This window comes from Streptomyces sp. DT2A-34 (genome assembly GCF_030499515.1).
Taxonomy (GTDB): Bacteria; Actinomycetota; Actinomycetes; order Streptomycetales; family Streptomycetaceae; genus Streptomyces.
The window spans coordinates 2375995-2399683 of the sequence record NZ_JASTWJ010000001.1; the positions used below are offsets into that span (position 1 = coordinate 2375995).

Genomic DNA, 23689 nt, shown 5'->3' on the forward strand with positions numbered 1-23689 from the left:
GGTGATCCGAAAGAAACGGCCTAGTAGGGCAGTGGAAGTTCGCCGCGCACGGCATGGCCTCCTCCCCCTTCGGTAAGGTCGAGGAGCGACGGGCCACGGCGGCTCGCGACGGAGGTCTTGGGAGTGACCGTGAGCCGGTACGTACGAACAGGAGGCGCCCTCGGGCACCTGCTGATCGTCGTTGTGCTCGCGCTCGGCGTGTTCGTCATGCACACCGTCGGGCATCCCACTGACTCGCATGCCGCTGAGATGGGCCCGGCCTCCCACGTGTCGGCGTCGGCGGCCCATGCGGACTCCGCGACGCAGGGGCCTGCCGCTCCCGTGGCCTCGGCGGAATCGGAGCACGCGGCCGCCCCCGAGCACTCACCGTCCACCGACATGCCCGCCATGGCGATGGACATGCTCTCCCTCTGCGTGGCCGTCCTGCTCGCCGCATGGTTGCTCACCGCGCTCGTCCGTTCGGCGCTCGCCCGCCACCCCGACTGGCCGGCGAACCTCCGTGCCCAGGTCGCCGCCGTACGGCACCCCGACCCTCCGCCCCGCGGCCCCGATCTCACCCAGTTGTCGGTTCTTCGGCTGTAGGCCGAGACACCCTCGCGGGCGCGCACCACGCGCGATCCCGCTGTCTCGTACACCCACAAACAGCCAGAAGAACCAGACACTTGAGGTGAAATCGACCATGACTGCCTTCACGCGTGCCCTGCGCCGCAAGTCCGCCCGCCGCATCGCGGCCGTCGGTGTCGTCGCGACGGGAGCCCTGCTGCTCTCTGCCTGCGGTGGCGACGGCATGAGCGGCATGGAGCACGGCAGTGACTCGTCGTCGGCGACAGCGACGGCGACGGCGACCGCCGAGGCCGGGGCCAAGGCCGGGGACTTCAACGACGCGGACGTCACGTTCGCGCAGATGATGATCCCCCACCACGAGCAGGCCCTGGAGATGGCCAAGCTCGCCGACGGCCGCGCCTCCGACTCGGAGATCAAGGACCTCGCCGGGAAGATCGAGCAGGCCCAGGACCCGGAGATCAAGACGATGAAGGGCTGGCTGGAGTCCTGGAACAAGCCGACCGCCATGGAGTCCGTGCCCGGCATGGACCACGGAACGGGTCACGGTGGCGACGGCATGATGTCCGACGCGGACATGGAAGAACTCAAGGCCATGAAGGGCACCGAGTTCGACAAGATGTTCGCGGAGATGATGATCGAGCACCACAACGGCGCGATCACCATGGCCAAGGACGAGCAGAAGAACGGCAAGAACGCCGACGCCAAGAAGATGGCCGGCGACATCGTCAAGGGCCAGTCCGCCGAGGTCAAGCAGCTCCAGAGCATCCTCGACCGACTCTGAGCCAGGTCACTCACCGGGCCGCCCCGGGCTCCGCGGCACGCTCGCCGCGGAGCCCGGGGCGGCCGGCCCGCTGCCCATCCCCTCGACCGCACCCGCACGGCCTCCCGCGCCGACGCGCGCCCGATGACTCCGAGGAACCATGCACAAGCGCCATGGCGCCGCGACCGCCGCTGCCCTGACTCTCGCCCTGCCCCTGGCCGCCTGCTCCGATGACACAGCCGGCGCGAACCCATCCACCTCCTCCGCAACAACGGTGAGCCATATCCACGGCCTCGGCCTGGACCCCTCCGACCAGCGCCTGTACGTCGCCACCCACGAGGGCCTCTACACCCCCGACGCCAAAGGAGAGCCCCAACTCGTCGGCGACAACAAGGACGACTTCATGGGCTTCACCGTGGCCGAGGACAAGACCTTCTACGCCAGCGGCCACCCCACCTCCGGCGGCAACAAAGGGCTGATCAGGAGCACCGACGCCGGCCAGACCTGGACGTCGCTGTCCCTGTCCGGCGAATCCGACTTCCACGCGCTGGACTACGCGCACGGCACGGTCTACGGGTACGACGCCACCAACGCCCTGATGCGCACCACCAAGAACGGCACCGCCTGGAAGAACGGGGCGACCCTCGAGGCACTCGACATCGCCGTCAGCCCGAACGACCCCGGCCTTCTCCTCGCCACCACCACCGAGGGCGTCGCCCGCAGCACCGACGGCGGCAGGACGTTCGCCGACGGCAAGGAGCCGGTGCTGGCGTTCCTCTCCTGGAAGGTTGAGGACGCCCTCTACGGCATCGACCCCGCCGGCGGCCTCAACCGCAGCAGCGACAGCGGCGCCACCTGGAAGAAGGTCTCCAGCGTGCCGGGCGGCCGGCCCCAGGCGCTCACCGCGGTCGGCGCCGGGCACATCCTGGCCGCCACCCAGAGCGGCGTGTATGAGTCGAAGGACGGCGGCAAGACCTTTCGCAAGCGTCTCGCCGTCGAATCGAGTGGCGGACACTGACGGGCGCACGGATGCAGTCCCCCTGCGGTCGCCCACGTCAATCCAACATGTCACGGAACCGTCGGTGCGTAGGCGAAAGGTGAGAGACGAATCCGCGGAAGCCGACCGATCGGCGTGGACGGAACCGAGACGCGACGCCCCACCGCTGCTGTCCGGACATGGAACCGACCTGCTTGAGGGCGCATCACACTGATCCGCCTTCCTGGGCCGCGCGCCGCTCCGCGAAGGTGGCCAGCTGTCAGTGGCCGTGAGACCACCGCTCCGATGACCGCGATGACGGTGTGACGGGCGGGGTCCAGCGGGTGGTGCACGCCGGCGCCGCTGATCAAGCCGGCGCCGACGAACGTTGCGGCGTAGCCGAGGTGGTTGCCGAGCAGGGGTGCCCGCTTCGGCGCCCTGCGGCGACCGCCACGCCGCCCCCGGGGCCCGGGGGACGGCTCGCGCCCCCGCTCGCGCTGGACATACGCCTGGAGCCCGATGCCGGGACCGGGCACAGCGCATCGGACGAGACGTCAGCCCTGCGGACGCAACCCGGCCAGGGTCACCGTGACGAGCCGCCGCACCGCGGCCTTGGACGCCAGCGCTCCGGCTCCGGCGAGGGCGTGCAGGCAATAGCGCGCCAGCTCGTCCGGCGAGACGTCGTCCCGCACCTCGCGCGCCTGCGCCCCCTCGGCCAGCAGCCCTCGGATGTCAGGGGCTGGTACGTGATCGTCCCGCTGGCGTTCGCCTCGCTGCTGACCGGCCTCGTCCAGTCCCTCGGCACCACCTGGGGGTTGTCCCGCCATTACTGGGTGCTGGCGAAACTCGCGCTGACCGTCGTGGCCACCCTCCTCCTCCTGCTGCACATGCAGGTGGTCGACCACGTGGCGGACACGGCCGCGCGGACGAGCCTGTCCGGCGGCGACCTCGGCGGGATGAGGGACCAGCTCGTGTTCGACGCCGCTGCCGCCGTCGTCGTCCTGCTCACGAACACGGCCCTGTCGATCTACAAGCCGCGCGGCCTCACCCGGTACGGATGGCGGATGCAGCAGGCACAGCGAGCCAACCGGGCCGACGGCGTAGCCGTGGACACGGCGGCCGCGGCCCAGGCTTGATCAGTCCGCGGTTCCGGCTCTCGGCAGGACGGACAGGTCGGCGGGAGAGGGCTATCGCGCGGGGCCGGCTTCGCTGTTCTGTATGCGGTGAGTCACCTCGGTCAGGCCGTCGGCGATGGTCGCGAGCTGCTGTGGCGTCAGGACGTCGATGAGTAGCCTGCGCACCTGTGCGACATGGCCCGGGGCCGCCCGCTCCAGCATGCGCGTGCCCGCGTCGGTGAGGACGGCGTAGACCGCGCGCGGGTCGCTGGGGCAGGAGCGTCGGATCACCAGCCCGGCCTTTTCCAGCTGGGTGATCTGGTACGTCAGACCACTCTTGGTGTTGAGGAGCGCATCGGCGAGCGCGCTCATGCGCATCTCCCGGTCCGGGGCCGCGTTGAGGCGCACCAGGATCTCGTACTGAAGGTGCGTGATCCCCACGTCGTCCTTGAGCTGTTGATCCAGACGGCGATTGATGAGCGCACCGGCGGCCACGAAGGCGTACCAGGCGCGCAGCTCTTCCTCGTTCAACCACTGCGGTGCGGCCATGTGTCCAGGTTATCGCGGTGGTTCAAATTCGAACATGTGCTGCTCGCGGAGGCGGGCGGCGCGGCCCCCGTCGGTGCGATGTGACTGGCGCAACACAGGCGGCGTTGTTAAAAATTTGAAACTTCACGCTATCGTCGAGGCATCGCGGTTCAAATTTGAACCTTCCGGTCCGTCCAGCCGTCGAAGGAGTACTCGTGGACGTCGCCACTTCCGCAGGCCACACAGGTCACGCCGGTCCCGCAGGTCATGCGGGCCCCGTGGGTCATGCAGGTCCCGCGAGCCACACAGGTCGCACCCGCCTCGCCGCCGCTTCGGTACGCACCCGCGTCACCATCCCGCTGCGCTTCGCCGACGGTTACGAGGTCACCGCCGAGGCAGTCACGTTCCACGGCCTGGCCGACGGCAAGGAGCACGTGGCACTCACCCTCGGCGATCCCACGGCGGCGCCCGCACCGCTGGTGCGGCTGCACTCCGAGTGCCTGACCGGGGACGTGTTCGGCTCGGCCCGCTGCGACTGCGGTCCGCAGCTGCGCGAGGCCGTGGAGCGCATCGCCACCACCGGCGGCGTCCTGCTCTACCTCCGCCAGGAGGGCCGCGGCATCGGCCTCTACAACAAGCTGGACGCCTACGCCCTGCAAGAGGCGGGCCTGGACACCTACGAGGCCAACACCGCGCTCGGCCTGCCCGAGGACGGCCGCGACTACACCGCCGCCGCCCAGATGCTGACCGCCCTCGGCATCGACGAGCTGGACCTGCTCACCAACAACCCCGACAAGGCCGGGCAGTTGCGCGACCTGGGCATCCCCGTGCGCTTCGTCCGGCCCACCGGCGTCTTCGCCACCGACAGCAACGTCCGCTACCTGCACGCCAAGGCCCAGCACACCCACCACACCATCGCCCTGCCCGAACCGGTGGGCCTGGCCGCGCCGGCCGGCTGACCGGCCCGTCGGCACCCCCTCGGCACCCATCCCCTGGAGTTCTGGAGTTCTCCCGTGCCTTCTTCCCTCGCCCACGTCACCACCGACGCCGCCCCGCGCTACGCCAAGCAGCTCGCCTCGCACTTCGGCCGGAAGATCCCGGTCGAGGAGACACCCGACGGCGGGCACCGCCTCACTTTCGAGCACACCGACGTCGTACTCGAAGCCCTGGACGACCACCTGCTGATTCGGGTCACCGCACCCGACACGACCGCGCTCGCCGCCATCCAGCACGTCGTGGGCAGCCACCTCGAACGCTTCGGCCACCGCAACGAACTGACCGTCATGTGGGACGAGCCCGCTCAGGACTGACGACACACCCGGGAGACAGGAGAAAGGCACCGCGATGAAGGCCGTCGTCATCACCGACTTCGGGGCCGAGCCACTCGTCACCGACCTGCCCGTACCGGAACCGGGCCCGGGTGAGCTGCTGGTCCGCCTGCACGCCGCCTCGCTCAACCCGTTCGACTGGAAGGTCGCCGCCGGAGCCCTCAAGGGCGTGGTCGAACACGACTTTCCCCTCGTCATGGGCTCGGACGGCGCCGGCGTGGTCGAACGCATCGGCCCCGGAGTGAACCGCTTCCGGCCCGGCGACACCGTCTACGGCCAGTTCATGAACCTCCCGTACGGTCGGGGCTCCTACGCCGAGTACGTCCTGGCCTACGAGGACGGCACGATCGCCCGCATGCCCGACGACCTGCCGTTCGCCGTCGCGGCCGCGCTGCCCACGGCCGGTGTCACCGCCTACCAGGCCATCGAGGCCGCCCGCCTCGACACCGGCCACGTGATCCTCGTCAACGGGGCATCCGGTGGCGTGGGCCAGTCCGCGATCCAGTTCGCCGCCCTCCAGGGGGCCCACGTACTGGCCACCGGCACCGGCGACATAGCGGGCCACCTCCGCGAACTCGGCGCCGACCGGGTCATCGACTTCGCCGCCGCACCCACGGCCGAGCAGGTCCTCGCCGCCCACCCCGACGGCATCGACGCCGTCCTCGACCTGGTCACCCAGCCCGGCGGCGACATCGACGCCCTGGCCGGCCTGCTCAAGCCCGGCGGCAGGCTCATCAGCACCAACCGGGCCGCCGACCCGGACGCGCTGGCCGCCCGCGAGATCCACGGCATCAACCTCGTCAACGACCCCAGCCGGGCAGAGCTGGAGTCACTCGCCGCCCTTGCCGACGCCGGGAAGCTCCGGATCACGATCGACGCCGAGGTCCCCCTGGCCGACGCCCCCACCGCCGTGGCCCGCGCCCGCGCCGGCGGCTCCCGCGGCAAGACGGTCATCCTGCCCTGAACCACACCGGCGAGGAGACCGGCTCGTCGGCGAGCCCCCGCTACCCCTCACCCCCGGGCGGTCACGCCCCGTCGACCACCCACCCCTGGCGGCGCAGCACACCCGACACATCCGGCGCCTCGTAGTGCTCACCCTTGAGCACCTTGCCGTCGGCCCGTCGGGCGACCTGGCCGTCGGGGCCCAGCTTGGTCATGTTGGAGCGGTGGATCTCGTCCAGTACGGCGTCGAGGTCGATGCCGTGCACCAGGGCCGTGCCGTACGCGACATAGACGACGTCCGCCAGCTCGTGCGCGAGTCTGTCGAGCGGTCCGGTGACGGAGACCTCGGCGACCTCCGCGGCCTCCTCGGCGAGCAGCTCGCCACGGTGTGCGGCGAGTTCCGGGGAGACCTCGGTCGGTGTACTGCGGGCGTCGAGCCCGAAGGCGAGGTGAAAGGCACGGACCAGGTCAGCGGGCGACGAACTCATACCGCGACTGTAGCGACCGGGTCCGACAGTCCTCCTCGCGGATGCGCCCGGCTCCGGCAGCCGCCGCCCCCTCCCCCTCTCCCCCACTCCCCTGTGACCCCTGCCCTGGTCAGGACCACATGTAGGCTGGCAGGATCGCGGCCATGTCCAAGGCACTCTCCCGCATCAGCAGGCGCCGGGCCCTGGAGGGCTCGGCCGCCGGGTTCGTCGCCCTCGGGTTGCTGCTGTGGTGGCTGCTGCCCCTGGGCGAGGAGCCACCGAGCGGGACGATCACCTTCAGTACGGGCACGCGCGCGGGGGTCTATCAGGAGTACGGTGCGCGCCTGCGCAACGAGCTGGCCAAGGACATGCCGCAGCTGAAGGTACGGCTGCTGACGAGTGACGGGTCACAGGAGAACGTCGAGCGCGTGGCGACGGGTCAGGCCGACTTCACGATCGCCGCCGCCGACGCGGTGGACACGTTCAAGATCGGCAACCAGCGCGTCACCGACCGACTGCGCGGTGTCGCACGCCTGTACGACGACTACGTACAGCTCGTCGTCCCGCCCGACTCGGACATCCGCTCCGTGGCGGACCTGAAAGGCAAGCGGGTAGCCATAGGGCTGCCCAACTCCGGTGTGCGGCTGATCGCCACGCGCGTGCTCGAGGCCGCCGGCATCGACCCGGAGAAGGACATCACGCCCCGCTCGGACGGCATCGACACCGGGCCCAAGCGGCTGGGGCACGAGCTCGACGCGTTCTTCTGGTCGAGCGGGGTGCCGACGGACGGGCTGGAGGACATCGCCGAGACCTCCGCGTTCCGGTTCGTGCCGATCGACGCCGACCTCGTCGCCAAGGTGCACGCGCAGGGCGACGCGGCCCAGTTCTACCGCGCGACCAACATGCCGGAGTCGGCCTACCCCACCATCCAGAACGGGGACACGGTGCCGACGATCGCCGTCTCCAACCTGCTGATCACCCGCAAGGACATGGACCCCCGCCTCACCGAATGGCTCACCCGTACGGTGATCAAGAGCCGCGACGGCATCGGCGCCCACGTCCACTCCGCGCAACTGGTCGACCTGCGCACGGCGATCTACACCGACCCCCTGCCCCTGCACGACGGCGCCCGGAACTACTACCGCTCGGTCAAACCGTAGGAACGCCCCCGCCGTACGAACCGAACCCTGCCGACCGGCGTCAGGACGTCGGTCCCGACCTGGGCACCGTCACCGTCACCCGCAACCCCTGCGGCTCATGACGGCCGTACGAGATGGAGCCCCCGCCCGCCGCGAGCAGCACGCGCGAGATCGACAGCCCCAGACCCGAGCCCTTGATGTTCTGGTGCCGGCCGCTGCGCCAGAAGCGGTCGCCGATGCGGGCGAGTTCCTCGTCGGTGAGGCCGGGGCCGTTGTCGGTCACGACGATCGTCGACGTACTGCCGTTGGAGGTGACGGTCACCTCGACCCGCTCGTCCTTCGGCGTGAACTTGACCGCGTTGTCGATCACCGCGTCCAGGGCGCTGGACAGGGCCACCGGGTCGGCCCAGGCGGTGGTGGGCGGGCAGTCCCCCACCAGCCGTACGCCCTTCGCCTCGGCCGTCGGCGACCAGGCCGCGACACGCTCGGCGGCCAGCGCGCCCACGTCGGTGAGCCGGAGATCGGCCTCGGTGTGCTCGGCCAGGGCCAGGTCGAGCAGGTCGTCCAGGACCTGCGCCAGGCGCTTGCCCTCGGCCTGCACCGAAGCGATCTCCGCATTGCCCTCGGGAAGTTCGAAGGCGAGCAGTTCGATGCGCAGCAGCAGCGCCGCGAGGGGATTGCGCAGCTGGTGCGAGGCGTCGGCGACGAAGGCGCGCTGCTGCTCCAGCACGTCCTCGACGTTGTCCGCCATCTCGTTGAACGCCCGGGCCAGCCGCCGAAGTTCCGGCGGACCGCTGGCCACCGCGACCCGTGACTTCAGGCGACCGCTGGCGATGGCGTGTGTGGTGGCGTCCAGCACCCGAACCGGCCTGAGCACCCAGCCGGTGAGCCGGAGCGCGGCCCCGACGGCCACCAGCATCGCGGCCGTCAGACCCGAGCCGATGATCAGCCAGCCGTACAGGATCCGCGAACGCATCTGCCCGGTCGGCGAGTCGGTGACGACGACCGCGACGACGTCACCGTCCCGGATGACCGGTGAGGCGATGACGAGGCGGCCTCGCTGCCAGGGCCACACCTGCTTGGGGTCGTGGCTGCGCCGGCTGAGCAGCGACTCCTCGAAGGCGTCGCGCACTTCGCCGGTCGCGGGGAGGTGCCAGGTCTTCGGCCCCTTGGCCAAGGACGTGGCGTTAGGCAGGAACACGCCGGCCCGGATGCCGTAGACGTCGTCGTAGCTCTCGAGTTCCCGGCTCAGGATGCGCCGCTCGTCACGGGACCCGGAGGTGGTGTCGGCAGCGGGCCGTGCGATGGCCGCGAAGTACGCCGTGTCGTCGATCCGGTCGACGACCACCTTCTGCTGCTGGGCCGCGGCCAGGCTGACGGCGAGCGGGACGCCCAGGGCGAGCAGCACGGCCGCCATCAGGACGATGAGTAGCGGGAGGAGACGAGTGCGCACCCTTGCCCGCTACGAGGCCGGGGCGACGAGTCGGTAGCCGACGCCGCGTACGGTCTCGATCAGCGCCGGCATGCGCAGCTTGGCGCGCAGGGACGCCACATGCACCTCAAGGGTGCGCCCGGTCCCCTCCCAACTCGTGCGCCACACCTCGCTGATGATCTGCTCGCGGCGGAAGACCACTCCGGGGCGCTGGGCGAGCAGGGCGAGGAGATCGAACTCCTTGCGGGTCAGTTGGACCACCGAACCGTCGACGCTGACCTGGCGGGTGGGCAGTTCGATGTGTACGGCGCCCAGGCGCAGCACGCCGTCGCCGCCCGCCCCGGCGTCCTCCGGCACGTTGCGCCGGCTGACGGCGTGGATCCGGGCGAGCAGCTCTCCGGTGTCGTACGGCTTCACCACATAGTCGTCGGCCCCGAGGTTGAGGCCGTGGATGCGGGAGCGGACGTCGGAGCGCGCGGTGACCATGATCACCGGAGTGCTGGTGCGCTTGCGGATCTTGCCGCAGACCTCGTATCCGTCCTGGTCGGGCAGGCCGAGGTCGAGAAGGACGACGCCGAAGCCGTTGCCCTCGGGGACGAGCGCCTGGAGGGCCTCCTCGCCGCTGCGCGCGTGCGTGACGTCGAAACCGTGTCGCGCCAGCACCGCGGACAGCGCGGCGGCGACGTGGTTGTCGTCCTCGACGAGGAGCAGTCTCACCCCGGCCTCCTTTGGTTCATCGGCCGTACGATTCAGGTAGGTACACAGTGGGTGCACACGCGCGCGTGCACCATGGCAGTCACGCTGATGGACGACGACGCCGTCAAGTGGGTTCCGGTCGCGCACAGCTTCCGTTATCCAGCCGGTACGCGCCCAGGTCTCAAGTGCTACGACACGTGTCCGATTGCTATCGGATCGTGATGCTCAGATTCCCCTCAGAACTAATGACGCAGGTCGGATACGGTTATTACTGTCCTCCGAAACCGAGGAGGACGGAGCCTGAGAGCGATGACCGAAGTATCGGTGGCCAAGGAAGATGTGGCCGCGACCGGCGAGCTGGTCGTCCTGAAGAACGTGAACAAGCACTTCGGCGCGTTGCACGTGCTCCAGGACATCGACCTGACGATCGCCCGCGGCGAGGTCGTCGTGGTCATCGGACCCTCCGGGTCCGGGAAGTCCACCCTGTGCCGCACCATCAACCGCCTGGAGACGATCGACTCCGGCACGATCGCGATCGACGGCAAGCCCCTGCCCGCGGAGGGCAAGGCGCTGGCCAAGCTGCGTGCCGACGTCGGAATGGTCTTCCAGTCCTTCAACCTTTTCGCGCACAAGACCGTGCTCGAGAACGTGATGCTGGGCCAGATCAAGGTCCGCAAGATTGACAAGAAGAAGGCCGAGGAGAAGGCCCGCTCCCTGCTCGACCGGGTGGGAGTGGCCAGCCAGGCGGACAAGTACCCCGCACAGCTCTCCGGCGGCCAGCAGCAGCGTGTGGCCATCGCCCGTGCGCTGGCCATGGACCCCAAGGTCATGCTCTTCGACGAGCCGACGTCGGCTCTCGACCCGGAGATGATCAACGAGGTACTCGAGGTCATGCAGCAGCTCGCCCGCGACGGCATGACCATGATCGTCGTCACCCACGAGATGGGCTTCGCCCGTTCGGCCGCCAACCGGGTGGTGTTCATGGCGGACGGCAAGATCGTCGAAGAAGCTGTGCCGGATCAGTTCTTCAGCAACCCGCGCAGCGATCGCGCAAAGGACTTCCTGTCCAAGATCCTGCACCACTGACGGGGTGCGGTCCTGCACCACTGATGGACCGCTTCGCGCACCCGACGACCTGCGTCACCCGCCGTTCCTGACGGCACGCATCTCTATCATCACGCAAAGGATGTTCACCATGAAGCTCCGCAAGGTCTCCGCGGCGGCCGCCGCTGCGCTCGTACTCTCGATCACTGCTACTGCTTGTGGTGGCGGTGACGGGGACAACGAGGGCGGCTCGGGCTCCGGTGGGGGCGACAAGATCAAGATCGGCATCAAGTACGACCAGCCGGGTCTTGGCCTGAAGGAGCCGGACGGCACCTTCTCCGGCTTCGATGTCGACGTGGCGACGTACGTGGCGAAGGAGCTGGGCTACGACGCCGACCAGATCGAGTTCGTCGAGACCAAGACGCCGGACCGCGAGAACGCGCTCAAGCGCGGTGACGTGAAGTTCATCGCGGCCACGTACTCGATCACCGACGAGCGCAAGAAGTCGGTCGACTTCGCCGGACCGTACCTGCTGGCCCACCAGGACCTGCTGGTCAAGGCGGACTCGGACATCACCGAGGCTACCGACCTCAATGGCAAGAACCTGTGCTCGGTCGTCGGCTCCACCTCGGCGCAGAACGTCCAAGACGACTTCGCCCCGAAGGCCAATCTGCAGGAGCGGAGCGGCTACTCGGAGTGCATCTCCTCGCTGCAGAGCGGTGCCGTGGACGCCCTGACCACGGACGACTCGATCCTCGCCGGCTTCGCCTCGCAGGAGCAGTACAAGGGCCAGTTCAAGCTCGCCGGCCTCAAGCTGAGCAACGAGAACTATGGCATCGGTGTGCAGAAGGGTGACACCGAGACCCTGAACAAGATCAACGCCGCCCTCGAGAAGATGGTCAGCTCGAAGGCCTGGGACAAGGCGGTCAAGGACAACTTCGGTCCGGCCAAATACAAGAACGAGCCCGCGCCGAAGATCGGCGTCATCGTCCAGTAGCGCAAGGATCCACCGGCGCGCCGCCGTCCACCGCGATCAGGGCGGCGGCGCGCCGCGCTATCCACATACGCCACCCACCCGGAAGCGCGGGAGATCGTGTTCGACTTTCTTTCTGACTATGACAACCCAACCCTGTTGGGTGCCTTCGGGATGACGGTGAAACTCACCGTCATCTCCGGCCTCGGTTCCCTGATCTGGGGAACCCTTCTGGCCGCGATGCGGGTCAGTCCGGTCCCGCTCATGCGTGGGTTCGGCACGGCCTATGTGAACATCGTCCGGAACATCCCCCTGACGGTCATCATCATCTTCACCTCGCTCGGCCTCGCCGATGTCTTCGGCGTGACGATGGGCGCCACCGACTTCAAGGTCCAGGGCTTCCGCCTGGCGATCCTCGGTCTTGTCGCCTACACCGCGGCCTTCGTCTGCGAGGCGATTCGTTCCGGCATCAACACCGTGCCGCTCGGCCAGGCCGAGGCGGCCCGCGCCATCGGGCTGACCTTCAGTCAAACCCTCCGGCTGATCATCCTGCCGCAGGCCTTCCGTGCGGTCATCGGCCCGCTGGCCAACGTGTTGATCGCCCTGACCAAGAACACCACGGTGGCGGCCGCGATCGGCGTGGCCGAAGCCGCCTACCTGATGAAGAAGATGATCGAGAACGAGGCTCAGGTGCTGCTCATCGGCGCCGTCTTCGCCTTCGGTTTCGTGGTACTGACCCTGCCCACCGGCCTCGTCCTCGGCTGGCTGAGCAAGCGACTGGCGGTGAAGCGATGAGCTCCGTTCTCTATGACGCCCCGGGCCCTCGCGCCAAGCGGCGCAATGTGCTCATCTCGGTGGCCTTCTTCGCCCTGCTGGCCCTCCTCGTGTGGTTCGTCTATGACGCCATGAACGAGAAGAACCAGCTGGAGTGGGCCCTGTGGAAGCCGTTCACCGAGTCCCAGGCCTGGACGACCTACCTGTTGCCGGGTCTGGCCGACACGCTCAAGGCCGCAGCGCTGGCCATGGTGATCGCCCTTCCGCTCGGCGCGGTCTTCGGCATCTCACGCCTCTCCGACCATCTGTGGGTGCGGCTTCCGGCCGCCTGGGTGGTCGAGTTCTTCCGGGCCATCCCGGTCCTGCTGCTGATGCTGTTCGCCAACGAGGCCTACGACCGCTGGGCGAACCTCACCACTGAACAGCGGCAGCTCTACGCGGTCGTCACCGGCCTGGTGCTCTACAACGCGTGCGTCCTCGCCGAGGTCGTCCGGGCCGGCATCCTCGCCCTGCCCAAGGGGCAGTCGGAGGCCGCCAAGGCGATCGGCCTGCGCAAGAGCCAGACGATGCGGATCATCCTGCTGCCGCAGGCCGTCACCGCCATGTTGCCGGCCATCGTCAGCCAGCTCGTGGTCATCGTGAAGGACACCGCCCTGGGCGGCGTGATGATCGGGTTCACCGAGCTGCTCAGCACGCGCGCCACCCTGGCGGCCGCCTACGGCAACCCCATCGCCAGCTTCGTCGTGGTGGCGATCATCTACATCGTGCTCAACTTCATCCTCACCAGCTTCGCGAGCTGGCTGGAGAAGCGGCTGCGGCGCAGCAAGAAGAGCACGGGCGCGGTGCTCAGCGCCGAGGACATGGAGGAGCTGAACCCGGCGGCGACGGGCGGCACCTACGGGACGGGCGCCGGCGGCGCGGCTCCCGGCGGAGGCATCACCTGACGATCCGTCAAGTGACATGAGCGACACGGAGGGCAGTGGCATGATCGCCACTGCCCTCCGTCACTTGACGCAAGCACCGGCAATGGGTTGCATACGTTCTGTGATCGTGCACCCTGCTCCAACTTTCTGTTCACTTGCGTCTTTCGGGACACCGCTGCGGGCAGGGGGCGCCGCGCCGTGGATCCGGTGATCATCGTCGGAGCGGGGCCCGTCGGGCTCACGCTCGCCCTGGCGCTGGCCCGTCAGGAGGTGCCGTCCGTCGTACTCGACGAGGGCCCCGGCAAGGACGAACCCCGCCTCGCCCGCACCGCCGTCCTGCGCGAGGACACCACCGCCCTCATGGAGCGCCTCACGGGTGTGCCGGTCGCCGAGGCCGGGGCGCGCTGGGCCGGATGGCGGGCGATGCGGCGCAAGCAGGTGATGCGCGAGGTCAGGTTCGACGCCGCCAGGGAAGAGGGCGAGGACGTCACGAACCCTGGGGGCCTCACGGGCCCTGGGAGCGTCAGGAACCCCGCCCCCCTGCACATCCCCCAGCACGTGCTGACCAACGCCCTGCGCGCGGCCCTCACCGGCGAACGGCTCGTCAAGGTCGTCGTGGACAGCCGCCTGGACGCGATCGAGCAGGAGCCCTCGGGCGTCACCGCCCACACTCGCGGCCCCAAGGGCACCTGGTGGCGGGGCAGTTACCTGGTGGGCTGCGACGGCCAGCGCTCGACCGTACGAAAGCTGGAGGACATCCGCTTTCCCGGCCGTACAGCGGTGGAGCGACACGCCGTGGCCGCGCTGCGCGCGGAACTTCCCTGGGACGGTAAAGCGTTGCTCCATCGGATGCCGCCGTGGCGGACGTCCGGTCCTTCGGGCGGGGAGGTCACCGGACGGCCGCTCCCGGACGGGGTGTGGCGCCTCGACTGGCTGCTGCCGCCGGGCAAGGACCTGGTCACGCCCGAGATGCTGGTGGCCCGCGTCCGGGAGACGCTCGCCGGATGGACCGGCGGGACGACACCGCCGTACGAACTCCTCGACACCGGGGTTCACACGGTCCACCACCGCCTGGCCCGCCGCTGGCGCGTGGGCCGCGTCTTTCTCGCCGGGGACGCGGCGCACTGCCTCGGCACGCTCGGCACGCACGGACTGGACGAGGGGCTGCGGGACGCCGACAACCTCGCCTGGAAGCTGGCACCGGCCTGGCACCACGGGCCGCACGAGGCGCTGCTCGACAGCTACCAGGCGGAGCGGCGCGCGGCCGTCGCCGCCCGGCTGCGCGCCGCCGACCAGGCGCTGCCGCTGCTGCGCGGTGGCGGAGGGCTGCGCGCGGTCGTCCCCGGCACCGCCCGGGGCCATGACGCGCTGCTGATGGACGGCCACCTCGGGCAGGGAGCGATCGGTGCGCCGAGGACGTACGCCGACTCCCCGCTCGCGCCCCGGTCCCTGGAGGGCGAGGTCCCCGTGGACACGCCGCGCGGGGCGCCGGTCATGGACGTGCGGGTCACCGCGGAGGACGGCTCCTTCGTGCAACTGCGGGACCGGCTCGGGCGCGGCGCGCTGCTGGTCGTGCTGATCGCGCCGGGCACGGGCGTGTGGGACCGCAAGCACTGGGCCACCGCCGGGATCATGCCCCGGCTGGCCGCCGCGGTGACGGCACTGCCGTATCCGGCCGAGTTGCTGGTCGCGGAGAGCTATCCGGGGGCGGCGGCGCATTCGGTCCTGCTGGTGCGGCCCGACGGGCACCTGGTGACGGCGTTGAGCGGGGTGCGGCCGGCCGAGCTGTACGCGGCGGCCGAGGCAGCACTGGGCGGCCCGGTCAAGGCACAGGCCGGGGCGACGGCGGAGGAGGCCGGGGCTGCGGCCGGCTCACGCTGATGCCGCTGATGCCGTCGTACGGAGGCCGTCCTCACCTGGGAATCCGCGTGGGAATTCACCGGGGGACCCACCTGGGAACTCCCCTGGCAGCACACTCACTGTCACTCTGCGGTCCGCATAGTGACAGTGAGTTGACCGGTTCGCACCGTCATGGTGTACTCCCGACCATGACCGACACCTGTGTGCGCCTGTGGCGGAGGGTCCATATGGACCTCGTCCGCTATGCGGGCTGCGTGTGTCGCCCGTCCTGCTGAACTCGCACCCCTTTTCTTCCGCGCGCGCCACGCCTGCCGCCTTGTCGCCTCTGCTGTCGCGCGCTCTTGGCGAACTCTCATCAGGACGGTCCCCGTGTCTGTATTCCCTGCCGCCGTTGCCGCTTCTCAACAGGTTTCCGCGGCCCTCTCCACCTCCACGCCGGTTTCCACGCCGACGCAGGCGGACCTTTTCGACTTCGTACGGCGTACTGCCGCCGACGCCGACTTGATCGCCTCGCTCCCGCTCGACCCCGAGGGCCGTACCTGGGTACGGCTCGAGGGCCCCGGCGGCAGCGAGGCCTGGCTGATCGGCTGGCCGCCCGGGACGGGCACCGGCTGGCACGACCACGCCGACTCGGTCGGGGCCTTCGTTACGGCGGCCGGTGAGCTCAAGGAGAACGCACTCGCCGTCCGGCTGCCCGCCGACGGCTGGAAGACGTTGGAACTGACGGACGACGTGGACCGGGAACGCCGGCTGCCGGCGGGAAAGGGCCGCTCCTTCGGCCGCCACCATGTGCACGAGGTCCTCAACGAGTCGGCCGACCGGCATGCGATCTCCGTTCACGTCTACTACCCGCCCCTGCCACGGATCCGCCGCTTCAGCCGGAGCGGACCGATCCTGCGCCTGGAGCAGGTGGAGCGTCCGGAGGACTGGCAGTGAGCGGAGCGGAGGATCCTTCGGTGTACGGCTTGAGGCAACGGCCGGTCGGCGGGGGTGAGTTGACGGCGAGCGGTGTGAACGGCGTGAGCGAGGAGCAGTCGACCGAGGAGCCGTCGGTCGGCGGGGCGAGTCGAAGGTGAGCGGCGTGAGTGAGCCGCCGGTCGGCGGGAGTGAGTCGAAGGTGGGCGTGGGCGGCGTGGAGGGCGATGCCGACCGGCCGGTCGGCATCGACGAACTGCTGGAGCGGGTGCGCGCGGGGTACACGCGGATCGAGCCACGGGAGGCGTACGAGGCCGCCCAGGCCGGTGAGGCTCTGCTGGTCGACATCCGGTACGCGGCCCTGCGCGAGCGGGACGGACTGATCCCCGGCGCCCTCGTCGTCGAGCGCAACGAACTCGAGTGGCGGCTCGACCCGCAGGGCAGCCATCGCGCCCCCGAGGCAACGAGTCACGGCCTGCGGGCCGTGGTCATCTGCAACGAGGGCTACGCATCGAGCCTGGCGGTCGAGTCACTACGGCGACTTGGGCTGCACCGGGCGACCGATCTGGTCGGGGGGTTCCAGGCTTGGCGGGCGGAGGGGCTTCCGGTGACGCCGGGGGCGGGAGCGGGGGCTTAGCCCAGCAGTTGCTCGCGGGCAGTGAAGCGGGGCCGCGCCCTTCACTCACGACCTTGTCGACCACCTCGGACGGCCTCAACAGGCCCGCGTGATCACTGCCCGGCCCCAAACGCGATGGGCGCCCCCGCGCGTCCACCGTGTCCGGGGCCGGAATCCTGCATTCCCGGCCCCCGACTCCTGGCTCCCGACTCCCGGCTCCTGGCTCCCTCGCCCACCTCAGGGCCTATTCGCCCACCCAGCGCCTATACGGTGCCGTGGCCGCAGGCCGCCGGGATCAGAACCCCTCGTCCCCGAGAAACTCCGTGTCCTCCCCCTCTTCCTCCAGGGCCTGTCGGACCACCCGCAGGGCCATGCCCTCGGGGTAGCCCTTGCGGGCGAGCATGCCCGCGAGGCGGCGCAGGCGTTTGTCGCGGTCGAGGCCACGGGTGGAGCGCAGTTTGCGGGCGACGAGTTCGCGTGCGGTCGTCTCCTCCTGCTCGGAATCGAGCTGGGCGACGGCCGCGTCGATCAGCGTGGAGTCGACGCCCTTGGTGCGCAGTTCCTGGGCAAGCGCACGTCGAGCCAGTCCCCGGCCGTGGTGCCGGGACTCCACCCAGGCGTCCGCGAACGCACTGTCGTTGATGAGACCGACCTCCTCGAACCGCGACAGCACCTCCTCGGCAGCGTCGTCCGGGATCTCCCGCTTGCGCAGGGCGTCCGCGAGTTGCTTGCGCGTACGCGGGGTCCCGGTGAGCAGACGCAGACAGATCGCCCGCGCCTGCTCCACCGGGTCCCCCGGGGGCGCCCCCTTCTCGGCCCTCGACGAGGAAGAGGCGCCTCCGTCCTCACCGGACTGGTCTGTGTGGCCGCGCCGACGACGCCCGCGTGAGCCGCCCGAGCCATCCGCGCCCCGGGCCCCACCACGGCTACGGCGCGAGCCGCCGCCGGGCGCTCCTGCGCCCTCCGGCCACGCTTCGCCGTCCACCGCGCCATGCCCCGGAGCATCGCCGTACGCCAGGCCCGGATCATTGCCGTACCTCAGGCCCGACTCGTCGCCATACGCCGGGGCCGACTCATTGCGGCGCCCCCCGTAGCTCCCGTACGACCCGCTCGTGCCGTACGGCGCCATGCCGTCGTTCCCCCCGTCCATGTCATGGGCCGCGTCCCCTCCGTAGGCGTGACCGCCCGTCCCGGAGGAGGCCCTGTCGCCGCCTCTCGCCCGCTCACGCGGAGCGTCCGGGTAGGCGGCGTACTCGGCCCAGTCCGTGCGTCGTGTCACGGGTCAGCTCTTGGCTGCCACGGCCTTGGTCTTGGCCGCCTTGGCCGCCGCCGGCACCGTCTTCGCGGCGTCGTCGGGGGTGGCGGAGACCGCGGCGTCCGCGCCCGGCTCGGCGGCCGGCTCCTGGGGACGCACGCCGACGCCCAGCTTCTCCTTGATCTTCTTCTCGATCTCGTTGGCCAGGTCGGGGTTGTCCTTGAGGAAGTTGCGGGCGTTCTCCTTGCCCTGGCCGAGCTGGTCGCCTTCGTACGTGTACCAGGCGCCGGCCTTGCGGACGAAGCCGTGCTCCACGCCCATGTCGATCAGGCCGCCCTCACGGCTGATGCCATGGCCGTAGAGGATGTCGAACTCGGCCTGCTTGAAGGGCGGCGCGACCTTGTTCTTGACGACCTTGCAGCGGGTGCGGTTACCGACCGCCTCCGTGCCGTCCTTCAGGGTCTCGATGCGACGGATGTCGATACGCACCGAGGCGTAGAACTTCAGCGCCCGGCCACCGGTCGTGGTCTCCGGGGAGCCGAACATCACGCCGATCTTCTCGCGGAGCTGGTTGATGAAGATCGCGGTGGTCTTGGACTGGTTGAGCGCACTGGTGATCTTCCGCAGGGCCTGGCTCATCAGACGCGCCTGCAGACCGACGTGGCTGTCGCCCATCTCGCCCTCGATCTCCGCGCGCGGGACGAGCGCCGCGACGGAGTCGATGACGATGAGGTCGAGGGCGCCGGAGCGGACCAGCATGTCCACGATCTCCAGCGCCTGCTCGCCGTTGTCCGGCTGGGACAGGATCAGGTTGTCGATGTCGACGCCGAGCTTCTTCGCGTACTCGGGGTCGAGGGCGTGCTCCGCGTCCACGAAGGCGACTTGGCCGCCGGCCTTCTGGGCGTTCGCCACCGCGTGCAGGGTCAGGGTCGTCTTACCGGAGGACTCCGGACCGTACACCTCCACCACACGGCCACGCGGCAGGCCGCCGACGCCGAGGGCGACGTCGAGTGCGGTCGACCCGGTGGGGATGACCTCGATGGGCTCGTTCGGCCGCTCGCCCATGCGCATGACCGCGCCCTTGCCGAATTGCCGTTCAATCTGTGCGAGCGCGGCGTCGAGCGCCTTCTCGCGGTCGGTTCCTGCCATGGGTTCCACCCGGTTTGCTTGAGTCGATCGCTTCACGTCAAAGACGCTAACGCCTGCCACTGACAATGCGCCCCGACGCCCGTCCGGCCTGTGGATAACTCGGGCGCATCTCCATCGAAACCGTGGCGAACTGCCCGCCGAGCGCCCCGCCGGAACCTCCATGAGAATGGATGTTCGATTTTCGTGTCAAGCGCACCACGGGGCACCTTCGAGGCTACGTGTCCCGTGTCCTCGAAGGTGATGGTCGAGTGCGGCGTTCACGCACGAGACCCCGGCACTCGGAGCACCGGGCAGCCCAGCGGGCACATTCGTGCCCGAGCCCCAGCAACAGAACGAGCAGAAGCGCTGCGACCGACGAGCTGAGACACGGCGACCCACCACCGCATCCCCCCTGCAACCCCGGATTCCGTCACCCGCAGCCGGGCTCAGGCGGAGGAGCCCTCCCCGGAGCTCCCCTTCTCGGCCGGGGGTCGCTTCCCCGGCCGTCGTGCCCACACCTCATGCGCGCGCGTGAACAGCCTGCCGCCTGTGCCCCGTCCCCGGTGCCCGTGGACGCGCGGGTCGTCCGTGACGTCGTACCGCTTCACGTAGGCACCGAGGAACGCCTGCAGCGTGGCAATCGCCGGGATCGCGACCAGGGCGCCCACCGCGCCGAGGAGGGCGGTGCCCGCGATGACCGATCCGAAGGCGACCGCGGGATGGATGTCGACGGTCTTCGCGGTCAGCTTGGGCTGCAGCACATAGTTCTCGAACTGCTGATAGACCACGACGAAGATCAGCACCCACAGCGCGTACCAGGGATCGACCGCGAAGGCGATCAGCATGGGCAGGGCGCCCGCGAGATACGTGCCGATGGTGGGGATGAACTGCGAGACCAGGCCGACCCACACGGCGAGCACGGGCGCGTACGGCACGTCCACGCTCGCCAGCAGGATGTAGTGGGCTATGCCCGAGATGAGCGCCATCAGGCCGCGCGAGTAGATGTAGCCGCCGGTCTTGATGACGGCGATCTCCCACGCGCGCAGCACCTCGGCCTGCCTGGCGGGCGGCAGTACGGAGCACAGCGCGCGGCGCAGTCGTGGGCCGTCCGCGGCGAAGTAGAACGAGAACAGCGTGATCGTCAGCAGCTGGAAGAGACCGCCGAGGACCTGGGCGGACACGTCCAGGACGCCGGTGGCGCTGTTCTGCACGTAGTTGCGCAGCCAGTCGGAACGGAGCAGGCCTTCCTGGATGTCCACGCGGCGCAGCTCGGTGTTGAAGTGTGTGTTGATCCAGTTGATGACGGAGTCGAGGTAGTTCGGGAAGTCCTCGACGATCTTGATGATCTGGCCCGCCAGCATCGACCCCAGCAGCGTCACGAACCCGGCGGACACGGTGATCACGGCGAGGAAGACGATGCCGGTGGCCAGGCCCCGACGCATGCCACGCGAGGCCATCCAGCTCACCGCCGGCTCGATGGCCAGGGCCAGGAAGAATGCGATGAGGATGTTGATCAGCAGCCCGGTGAGCTGGTGAAAGGCCCAGCTGCCCAGTTGGAACGCGCCGACGAGCGCCAGCGCGAGCACCATGGCCCGCGGCAGCCAGCGCGGCATGCGACTGCTCGGCCCGGCGGCGCCCTCGCCCGGAGGCTGGATGGGCGGCGTCGTGCCGAAGGGGGATCCGTGCCGGGCGAGCTGCCCGGTCTCGTCAGTGCGTGCCACGGAGCAAGTGTCGCCCACGCCACCGACAACCGGCTGCCGTCCGGTGATCTTCGTGACCGGTCAGCGCTTCTCCCCCGGAACGTTCATGACGGCGCACACCACACGCCACACGTCCTTGGCCTCCCAGCCGGCGTCCAGCGCCTCGTGCACCGTCCGCCCGCCGAGGTCCGCCATCACATGGTCGCGCGCGAAGGTGTCGGCGTATCCCTGACCGAAGTGATCCGCCATCCGCTCCCAGAAGACCGTCAACCGCATGAATTCCGCTCCATACCCGCAATGACCTGCACGTTTCCTGCCCCTCACACCCCCGCATGACCGTCAGGGGGTTTCCAGGGAGTTCGCCTCCCCGCTGAACCAAGCATCCATGGCGGCGCGACCTCGCGTGCCTGCGTCGGGCATGAAGTGCGTGTATGTACGCAGAGTAAAGCCAGGGTCGGCGTGCCCAAGCCAGCGGGCGAGGGAGACGATCGACTCGCCGGCTTCGAGCTGGACGCCGGCACAGGTGTGGCGCAGGGCATGGAAGCCGAGCTCGCGCGACGGCTCCGTCCTGGGGTTATCAGGCTTCCTCGCCCGAAAATCCTGCCACACGTACACCGACACAACCCACTATGTCTTTTTCGAAGGCAGCCACTCAAACGATCTCCTTCAAAAGGATATACAGACACCTCTGGAGGCTCTTGGATTGGGCGGGTCCACACCTGTGACCGAACACGCGACAATTTGGCAATTGCTGGCACCTTCGCAGCTAGCCGAGCTGCTCGCAGTGTCGGACATGACGCTGCGCAACTGGCGGAATTACGGCAAGGGCCCGGCTTACATCAAGCTCGACGGCGGCGCCGTCCGCTATCCGATGCGAGACGTACGCCTGGCTCGATAAGCAGCGCAGTGCCTCCGTCCGCTTGCATGCACACCGCGCTCACGAAACGCGCCGGAGCGGCCTGAACCCCCTGTCCTGTTCCGATGGGAACACGACAGGGAACACCGCTCACGCCGATGGAGTCTGGATGGCGAACCAAGTCCAATGGTCGGGTGGCGGGGCCTGGCTCCCCGCCACCCGACCGCCCAATGAACCTAGGGGAGTCGAACCCGAAATCAATCACGAATCATGGCTTCTCGAAGAGAAGTACACTCCCCGCTGATTCCTGGATTGACGCTCTTTTTTCACAGTACGTGCTGAAGCAAATCACCGTGAGGGCTCCAGAGGTCCCACAACCGAGTCAGCACAACAGCCGCATCGTAGGGTCGGGCGCCTTGAACTCCGCGTGCGCGGAGCTCCCATGGGCACGTGATCTCGGCCGTCATGCGGGCTGACCTCTACGTCCGAGCCGGTCGCCCGCACCTGGAACGGTCGGCCGTCGACTCGCCCCCCATCGTCGATGACGCATCCGCGGCCATCCTGCTGCGGAGCAGGGCGGGGAGGGCGACGACGAACCACTCGGTGCGGAAACGGTCATCGCCGGGCCCACGCACCATGAGCGGCGTGGACCAGCGGATAAGAAGTCATCTCATTTGGCGAGTCTGCGGTAGCAGATGAGGGTGCAGGCGATGCTGGTGAAGGCCAGGAAGTGGTCGGCTTTGCGCTCGTAGCGTCGGTGGAGGCGGCGGCAGCCGGCGAGCCAGGCCATGGTGCGTTCGATGGTCCAGCGGTGGCGGCCCAGTCGCTGCGAACTCTCGATGCCCTTTCGGGCGATGCGGTGGGTGATGCCACGTTGGCGTAACCATCGACGCAGGTGGGAGTAGTCGTAGCCCTTGTCGGCGTGGAGCTTGCCCGGCCTGCGACGTCGGCGTCCACGGCGGGAACGGATTGGCGGTATGCCCTTCACCAGAGGGATCAGGGCCTGGCTGTCGTGCAGGTTCGCCCCCGAGATTCCGACAGACAAGGGCAGACCGGTCCGCTCGGTGATGAGGTGGATCTTCGACCCGTACTTGCCCCGGTCGACAGGATTCGGACCCGTCAGGTCCCCCTTTCAGGGCCCGCATGTTCACGGAGTCGATCGCGCAGCGGGTCCAGTCCAACTCGCCGCGAGCGCCGAGCTCGTCGAGGACCAGGCGGTGGAGCTTGGCCCACACCCTGGCCTTCGTCCACTCGGCAAAGCGCCGATGGGCCGTCGCTCCCGACGGCCCGAACGACGCGGACGGCAACTGCTGCCACGTGCAGCCTGACGTCGCCACGAACACGATCACGGCCAGCACTTCCCGGTCACCATGGCGGCGTCGGCCACCTCCTTGAGGCCGCGAGGGAGCCTCTGGCACCACTCGCTGGAACAAATCCCACAACTCATCCGGCACCAGCCGCTCAACGATCCCCACGAGCTACAGCCTACCGAGTCAGCCAAATGAGATGACTTCTAAGAAGCGCGGCGAGGGCTGCAAACAGGTCCTCTGTGCCCGGCTCGGCGTTGGACGTACTCGGATCCAGTTCCCTCAACGGGGCTCGAGCGCGGGGAACGCCGACCGGCCACCGCGCTGGACGGCCTGAGTCGACCGGTGCGGTGAGATGCCGCAGACTCCTGTATGAGGGTCTGCGTATCGG

Annotated in this window: 26 protein-coding genes; 16 read left to right on the top strand and 10 right to left on the bottom strand. The window is 69.2% G+C overall.

Going from position 1 to position 23689, the window contains the following annotated elements; all coding sequences use genetic code 11:
* Positions 1–123: 123 nt before the first annotated feature.
* The 3 genes from QQM39_RS10235 (at position 124) to QQM39_RS10245 (ending at position 2342) form a co-directional block, all read left to right on the top strand.
* Positions 124–582: a DUF6153 family protein gene (locus tag QQM39_RS10235; RefSeq protein ID WP_301996380.1), complete on the top strand. Its 459-nt coding sequence runs from the start codon at positions 124–126 to the stop codon at positions 580–582.
* Between the two features lie 97 nt (positions 583–679).
* Entirely contained in the window at positions 680–1345 is a 666-nt protein-coding gene (locus QQM39_RS10240; protein ID WP_301996381.1) for a DUF305 domain-containing protein, read from the top strand.
* 139 nt (positions 1346–1484) lie between these two features.
* Complete coding sequence (locus QQM39_RS10245; RefSeq protein WP_301996382.1) at positions 1485–2342, top strand: F510_1955 family glycosylhydrolase; 858 nt, start codon at positions 1485–1487, stop codon at positions 2340–2342.
* A 512-nt stretch (positions 2343–2854) separates the two neighbouring features.
* Here QQM39_RS10245 and QQM39_RS10250 read toward each other — a convergent pair.
* The gene (locus QQM39_RS10250; protein WP_301996383.1) at positions 2855–2992 is read right to left on the bottom strand and encodes a hypothetical protein; all 138 of its coding nucleotides are present in this window, start codon (positions 2990–2992) and stop codon (positions 2855–2857) included.
* A 54-nt stretch (positions 2993–3046) separates the two neighbouring features.
* Here QQM39_RS10250 and QQM39_RS10255 point away from each other — a divergent pair, with 54 nt between their 5' ends.
* Positions 3047–3436: a hypothetical protein gene (locus QQM39_RS10255; RefSeq protein ID WP_301996384.1), complete on the top strand. Its 390-nt coding sequence runs from the start codon at positions 3047–3049 to the stop codon at positions 3434–3436.
* 51 nt (positions 3437–3487) lie between these two features.
* Here QQM39_RS10255 and QQM39_RS10260 read toward each other — a convergent pair whose 3' ends face one another.
* Positions 3488–3964: a MarR family winged helix-turn-helix transcriptional regulator gene (locus tag QQM39_RS10260; protein ID WP_301996385.1), complete on the bottom strand. Its 477-nt coding sequence runs from the start codon at positions 3962–3964 to the stop codon at positions 3488–3490.
* A gap of 257 nt (positions 3965–4221) precedes the next feature.
* Between QQM39_RS10260 and ribA the strand changes: the two genes are divergently transcribed.
* Genes ribA through QQM39_RS10275 form a run of 3 tightly spaced genes read left to right on the top strand, consistent with a single transcriptional unit; the run spans position 4222 to position 6235 of the window.
* Complete coding sequence (ribA, locus tag QQM39_RS10265; RefSeq protein ID WP_301996386.1) at positions 4222–4902, top strand: GTP cyclohydrolase II; 681 nt, start codon at positions 4222–4224, stop codon at positions 4900–4902.
* A gap of 54 nt (positions 4903–4956) precedes the next feature.
* Positions 4957–5253 carry a DUF2218 domain-containing protein gene (locus tag QQM39_RS10270; RefSeq protein WP_301996387.1) on the top strand — a complete coding sequence of 99 codons (297 nt, stop codon included), beginning with the start codon at positions 4957–4959 and terminating at the stop codon, positions 5251–5253.
* Positions 5254–5287: 34 nt separating this feature from the next.
* A complete protein-coding gene (locus QQM39_RS10275; protein WP_301996388.1) occupies positions 5288–6235 on the top strand; it encodes an NADP-dependent oxidoreductase in 948 nt (315 codons plus the stop codon).
* 61 nt (positions 6236–6296) lie between these two features.
* Here QQM39_RS10275 and QQM39_RS10280 read toward each other — a convergent pair whose 3' ends face one another.
* On the bottom strand, positions 6297–6701 hold the full coding sequence (locus QQM39_RS10280) for a MazG nucleotide pyrophosphohydrolase domain-containing protein (protein ID WP_301996389.1): 405 nt from the start codon (positions 6699–6701) through the stop codon (positions 6297–6299).
* 143 nt (positions 6702–6844) lie between these two features.
* Here QQM39_RS10280 and QQM39_RS10285 point away from each other — a divergent pair, with 143 nt between their 5' ends.
* Positions 6845–7840, top strand: a complete 996-nt coding sequence (locus tag QQM39_RS10285; RefSeq protein WP_301996390.1) for a TAXI family TRAP transporter solute-binding subunit — start codon at positions 6845–6847, stop codon at positions 7838–7840.
* Between the two features lie 40 nt (positions 7841–7880).
* Here the strand turns inward: QQM39_RS10285 and QQM39_RS10290 are convergent, their stop codons facing one another.
* Both QQM39_RS10290 and QQM39_RS10295 read right to left on the bottom strand, forming a co-directional pair.
* On the bottom strand, positions 7881–9272 hold the full coding sequence (locus QQM39_RS10290) for a HAMP domain-containing sensor histidine kinase (protein ID WP_301996391.1): 1392 nt from the start codon (positions 9270–9272) through the stop codon (positions 7881–7883).
* Between the two features lie 9 nt (positions 9273–9281).
* A complete protein-coding gene (locus tag QQM39_RS10295; protein ID WP_301996392.1) occupies positions 9282–9968 on the bottom strand; it encodes a response regulator transcription factor in 687 nt (228 codons plus the stop codon).
* 288 nt (positions 9969–10256) lie between these two features.
* Here QQM39_RS10295 and QQM39_RS10300 point away from each other — a divergent pair, with 288 nt between their 5' ends.
* The 8 genes from QQM39_RS10300 to QQM39_RS10330 all read left to right on the top strand — a co-directional run bounded on the left by QQM39_RS10300 (position 10257) and on the right by QQM39_RS10330 (position 17073).
* Entirely contained in the window at positions 10257–11033 is a 777-nt protein-coding gene (locus QQM39_RS10300; RefSeq protein WP_301996393.1) for an amino acid ABC transporter ATP-binding protein, read from the top strand.
* Between the two features lie 109 nt (positions 11034–11142).
* Positions 11143–11988 carry a glutamate ABC transporter substrate-binding protein gene (locus QQM39_RS10305; protein ID WP_301996394.1) on the top strand — a complete coding sequence of 282 codons (846 nt, stop codon included), beginning with the start codon at positions 11143–11145 and terminating at the stop codon, positions 11986–11988.
* A 96-nt stretch (positions 11989–12084) separates the two neighbouring features.
* Positions 12085–12759, top strand: coding sequence for an amino acid ABC transporter permease (locus tag QQM39_RS10310; protein ID WP_301996395.1), 675 nt, complete (start codon positions 12085–12087; stop codon positions 12757–12759).
* Positions 12756–13682, top strand: coding sequence for an amino acid ABC transporter permease (locus tag QQM39_RS10315; protein WP_301996396.1), 927 nt, complete (start codon positions 12756–12758; stop codon positions 13680–13682). Before QQM39_RS10310 ends, QQM39_RS10315 begins: the two co-directional genes overlap by 4 nt.
* Positions 13683–13859: 177 nt before the next feature.
* Positions 13860–15542, top strand: a complete 1683-nt coding sequence (locus tag QQM39_RS10320; protein ID WP_301996397.1) for an FAD-dependent monooxygenase — start codon at positions 13860–13862, stop codon at positions 15540–15542.
* 167 nt (positions 15543–15709) lie between these two features.
* On the top strand, positions 15710–15796 hold the full coding sequence (locus tag QQM39_RS46135; protein WP_313960178.1) for a putative leader peptide: 87 nt from the start codon (positions 15710–15712) through the stop codon (positions 15794–15796).
* A gap of 94 nt (positions 15797–15890) precedes the next feature.
* Positions 15891–16457, top strand: a complete 567-nt coding sequence (locus tag QQM39_RS10325) for a cysteine dioxygenase (protein WP_301996398.1) — start codon at positions 15891–15893, stop codon at positions 16455–16457.
* A 181-nt stretch (positions 16458–16638) separates the two neighbouring features.
* Positions 16639–17073, top strand: a complete 435-nt coding sequence (locus QQM39_RS10330) for a rhodanese-like domain-containing protein (protein WP_367669686.1) — start codon at positions 16639–16641, stop codon at positions 17071–17073.
* Between the two features lie 274 nt (positions 17074–17347).
* On the opposite strand, the gene recX is transcribed toward QQM39_RS10330, so the two are convergent.
* The 5 genes from recX to QQM39_RS10355 form a co-directional block, all read right to left on the bottom strand.
* Positions 17348–18331 carry a recombination regulator RecX gene (recX, locus tag QQM39_RS10335; RefSeq protein ID WP_301996399.1) on the bottom strand — a complete coding sequence of 328 codons (984 nt, stop codon included), beginning with the start codon at positions 18329–18331 and terminating at the stop codon, positions 17348–17350.
* A 3-nt stretch (positions 18332–18334) separates the two neighbouring features.
* The gene (recA, locus tag QQM39_RS10340; RefSeq protein WP_301996400.1) at positions 18335–19456 is read right to left on the bottom strand and encodes a recombinase RecA; all 1122 of its coding nucleotides are present in this window, start codon (positions 19454–19456) and stop codon (positions 18335–18337) included.
* A 425-nt stretch (positions 19457–19881) separates the two neighbouring features.
* A complete protein-coding gene (locus QQM39_RS10345; RefSeq protein ID WP_301996401.1) occupies positions 19882–21156 on the bottom strand; it encodes an AI-2E family transporter in 1275 nt (424 codons plus the stop codon).
* Between the two features lie 60 nt (positions 21157–21216).
* Positions 21217–21411: a DUF3046 domain-containing protein gene (locus QQM39_RS10350; protein ID WP_301996402.1), complete on the bottom strand. Its 195-nt coding sequence runs from the start codon at positions 21409–21411 to the stop codon at positions 21217–21219.
* Positions 21412–22661: 1250 nt separating this feature from the next.
* A protein-coding gene (locus tag QQM39_RS10355) for an IS5 family transposase (RefSeq protein ID WP_302003541.1) occupies positions 22662–23460 on the bottom strand; the annotation gives its coding sequence in 2 pieces (ribosomal slippage) (positions 22662–23121 and positions 23120–23460; 801 coding nt in all).
* Positions 23461–23689 lie beyond the last annotated feature (229 nt).

Excerpts from the sequence above, each read along its gene's own strand:
- QQM39_RS10240 (WP_301996381.1), top strand. The coding sequence starts at position 680 with ATGACTGCCTTCACGCGTGCCCTGCGCCGCAAGTCCGCCCGCCGCATC.
- QQM39_RS10245 (WP_301996382.1), top strand. The coding sequence starts at position 1,485 with ATGCACAAGCGCCATGGCGCCGCGACCGCCGCTGCCCTGACTCTCGCC.
- QQM39_RS10260 (WP_301996385.1), bottom strand. The coding sequence starts at position 3,964 with ATGGCCGCACCGCAGTGGTTGAACGAGGAAGAGCTGCGCGCCTGGTAC.
- QQM39_RS10275 (WP_301996388.1), top strand. The coding sequence starts at position 5,288 with ATGAAGGCCGTCGTCATCACCGACTTCGGGGCCGAGCCACTCGTCACC.
- QQM39_RS10280 (WP_301996389.1), bottom strand. The coding sequence starts at position 6,701 with ATGAGTTCGTCGCCCGCTGACCTGGTCCGTGCCTTTCACCTCGCCTTC.
- QQM39_RS10285 (WP_301996390.1), top strand. The coding sequence starts at position 6,845 with ATGTCCAAGGCACTCTCCCGCATCAGCAGGCGCCGGGCCCTGGAGGGC.
- QQM39_RS10300 (WP_301996393.1), top strand. The coding sequence starts at position 10,257 with ATGACCGAAGTATCGGTGGCCAAGGAAGATGTGGCCGCGACCGGCGAG.
- QQM39_RS10305 (WP_301996394.1), top strand. The coding sequence starts at position 11,143 with ATGAAGCTCCGCAAGGTCTCCGCGGCGGCCGCCGCTGCGCTCGTACTC.
- QQM39_RS10315 (WP_301996396.1), top strand. The coding sequence starts at position 12,756 with ATGAGCTCCGTTCTCTATGACGCCCCGGGCCCTCGCGCCAAGCGGCGC.
- QQM39_RS46135 (WP_313960178.1), top strand. The coding sequence starts at position 15,710 with ATGACCGACACCTGTGTGCGCCTGTGGCGGAGGGTCCATATGGACCTC.
- recA (WP_301996400.1), bottom strand. The coding sequence starts at position 19,456 with ATGGCAGGAACCGACCGCGAGAAGGCGCTCGACGCCGCGCTCGCACAG.
- QQM39_RS10350 (WP_301996402.1), bottom strand. The coding sequence starts at position 21,411 with ATGCGGTTGACGGTCTTCTGGGAGCGGATGGCGGATCACTTCGGTCAG.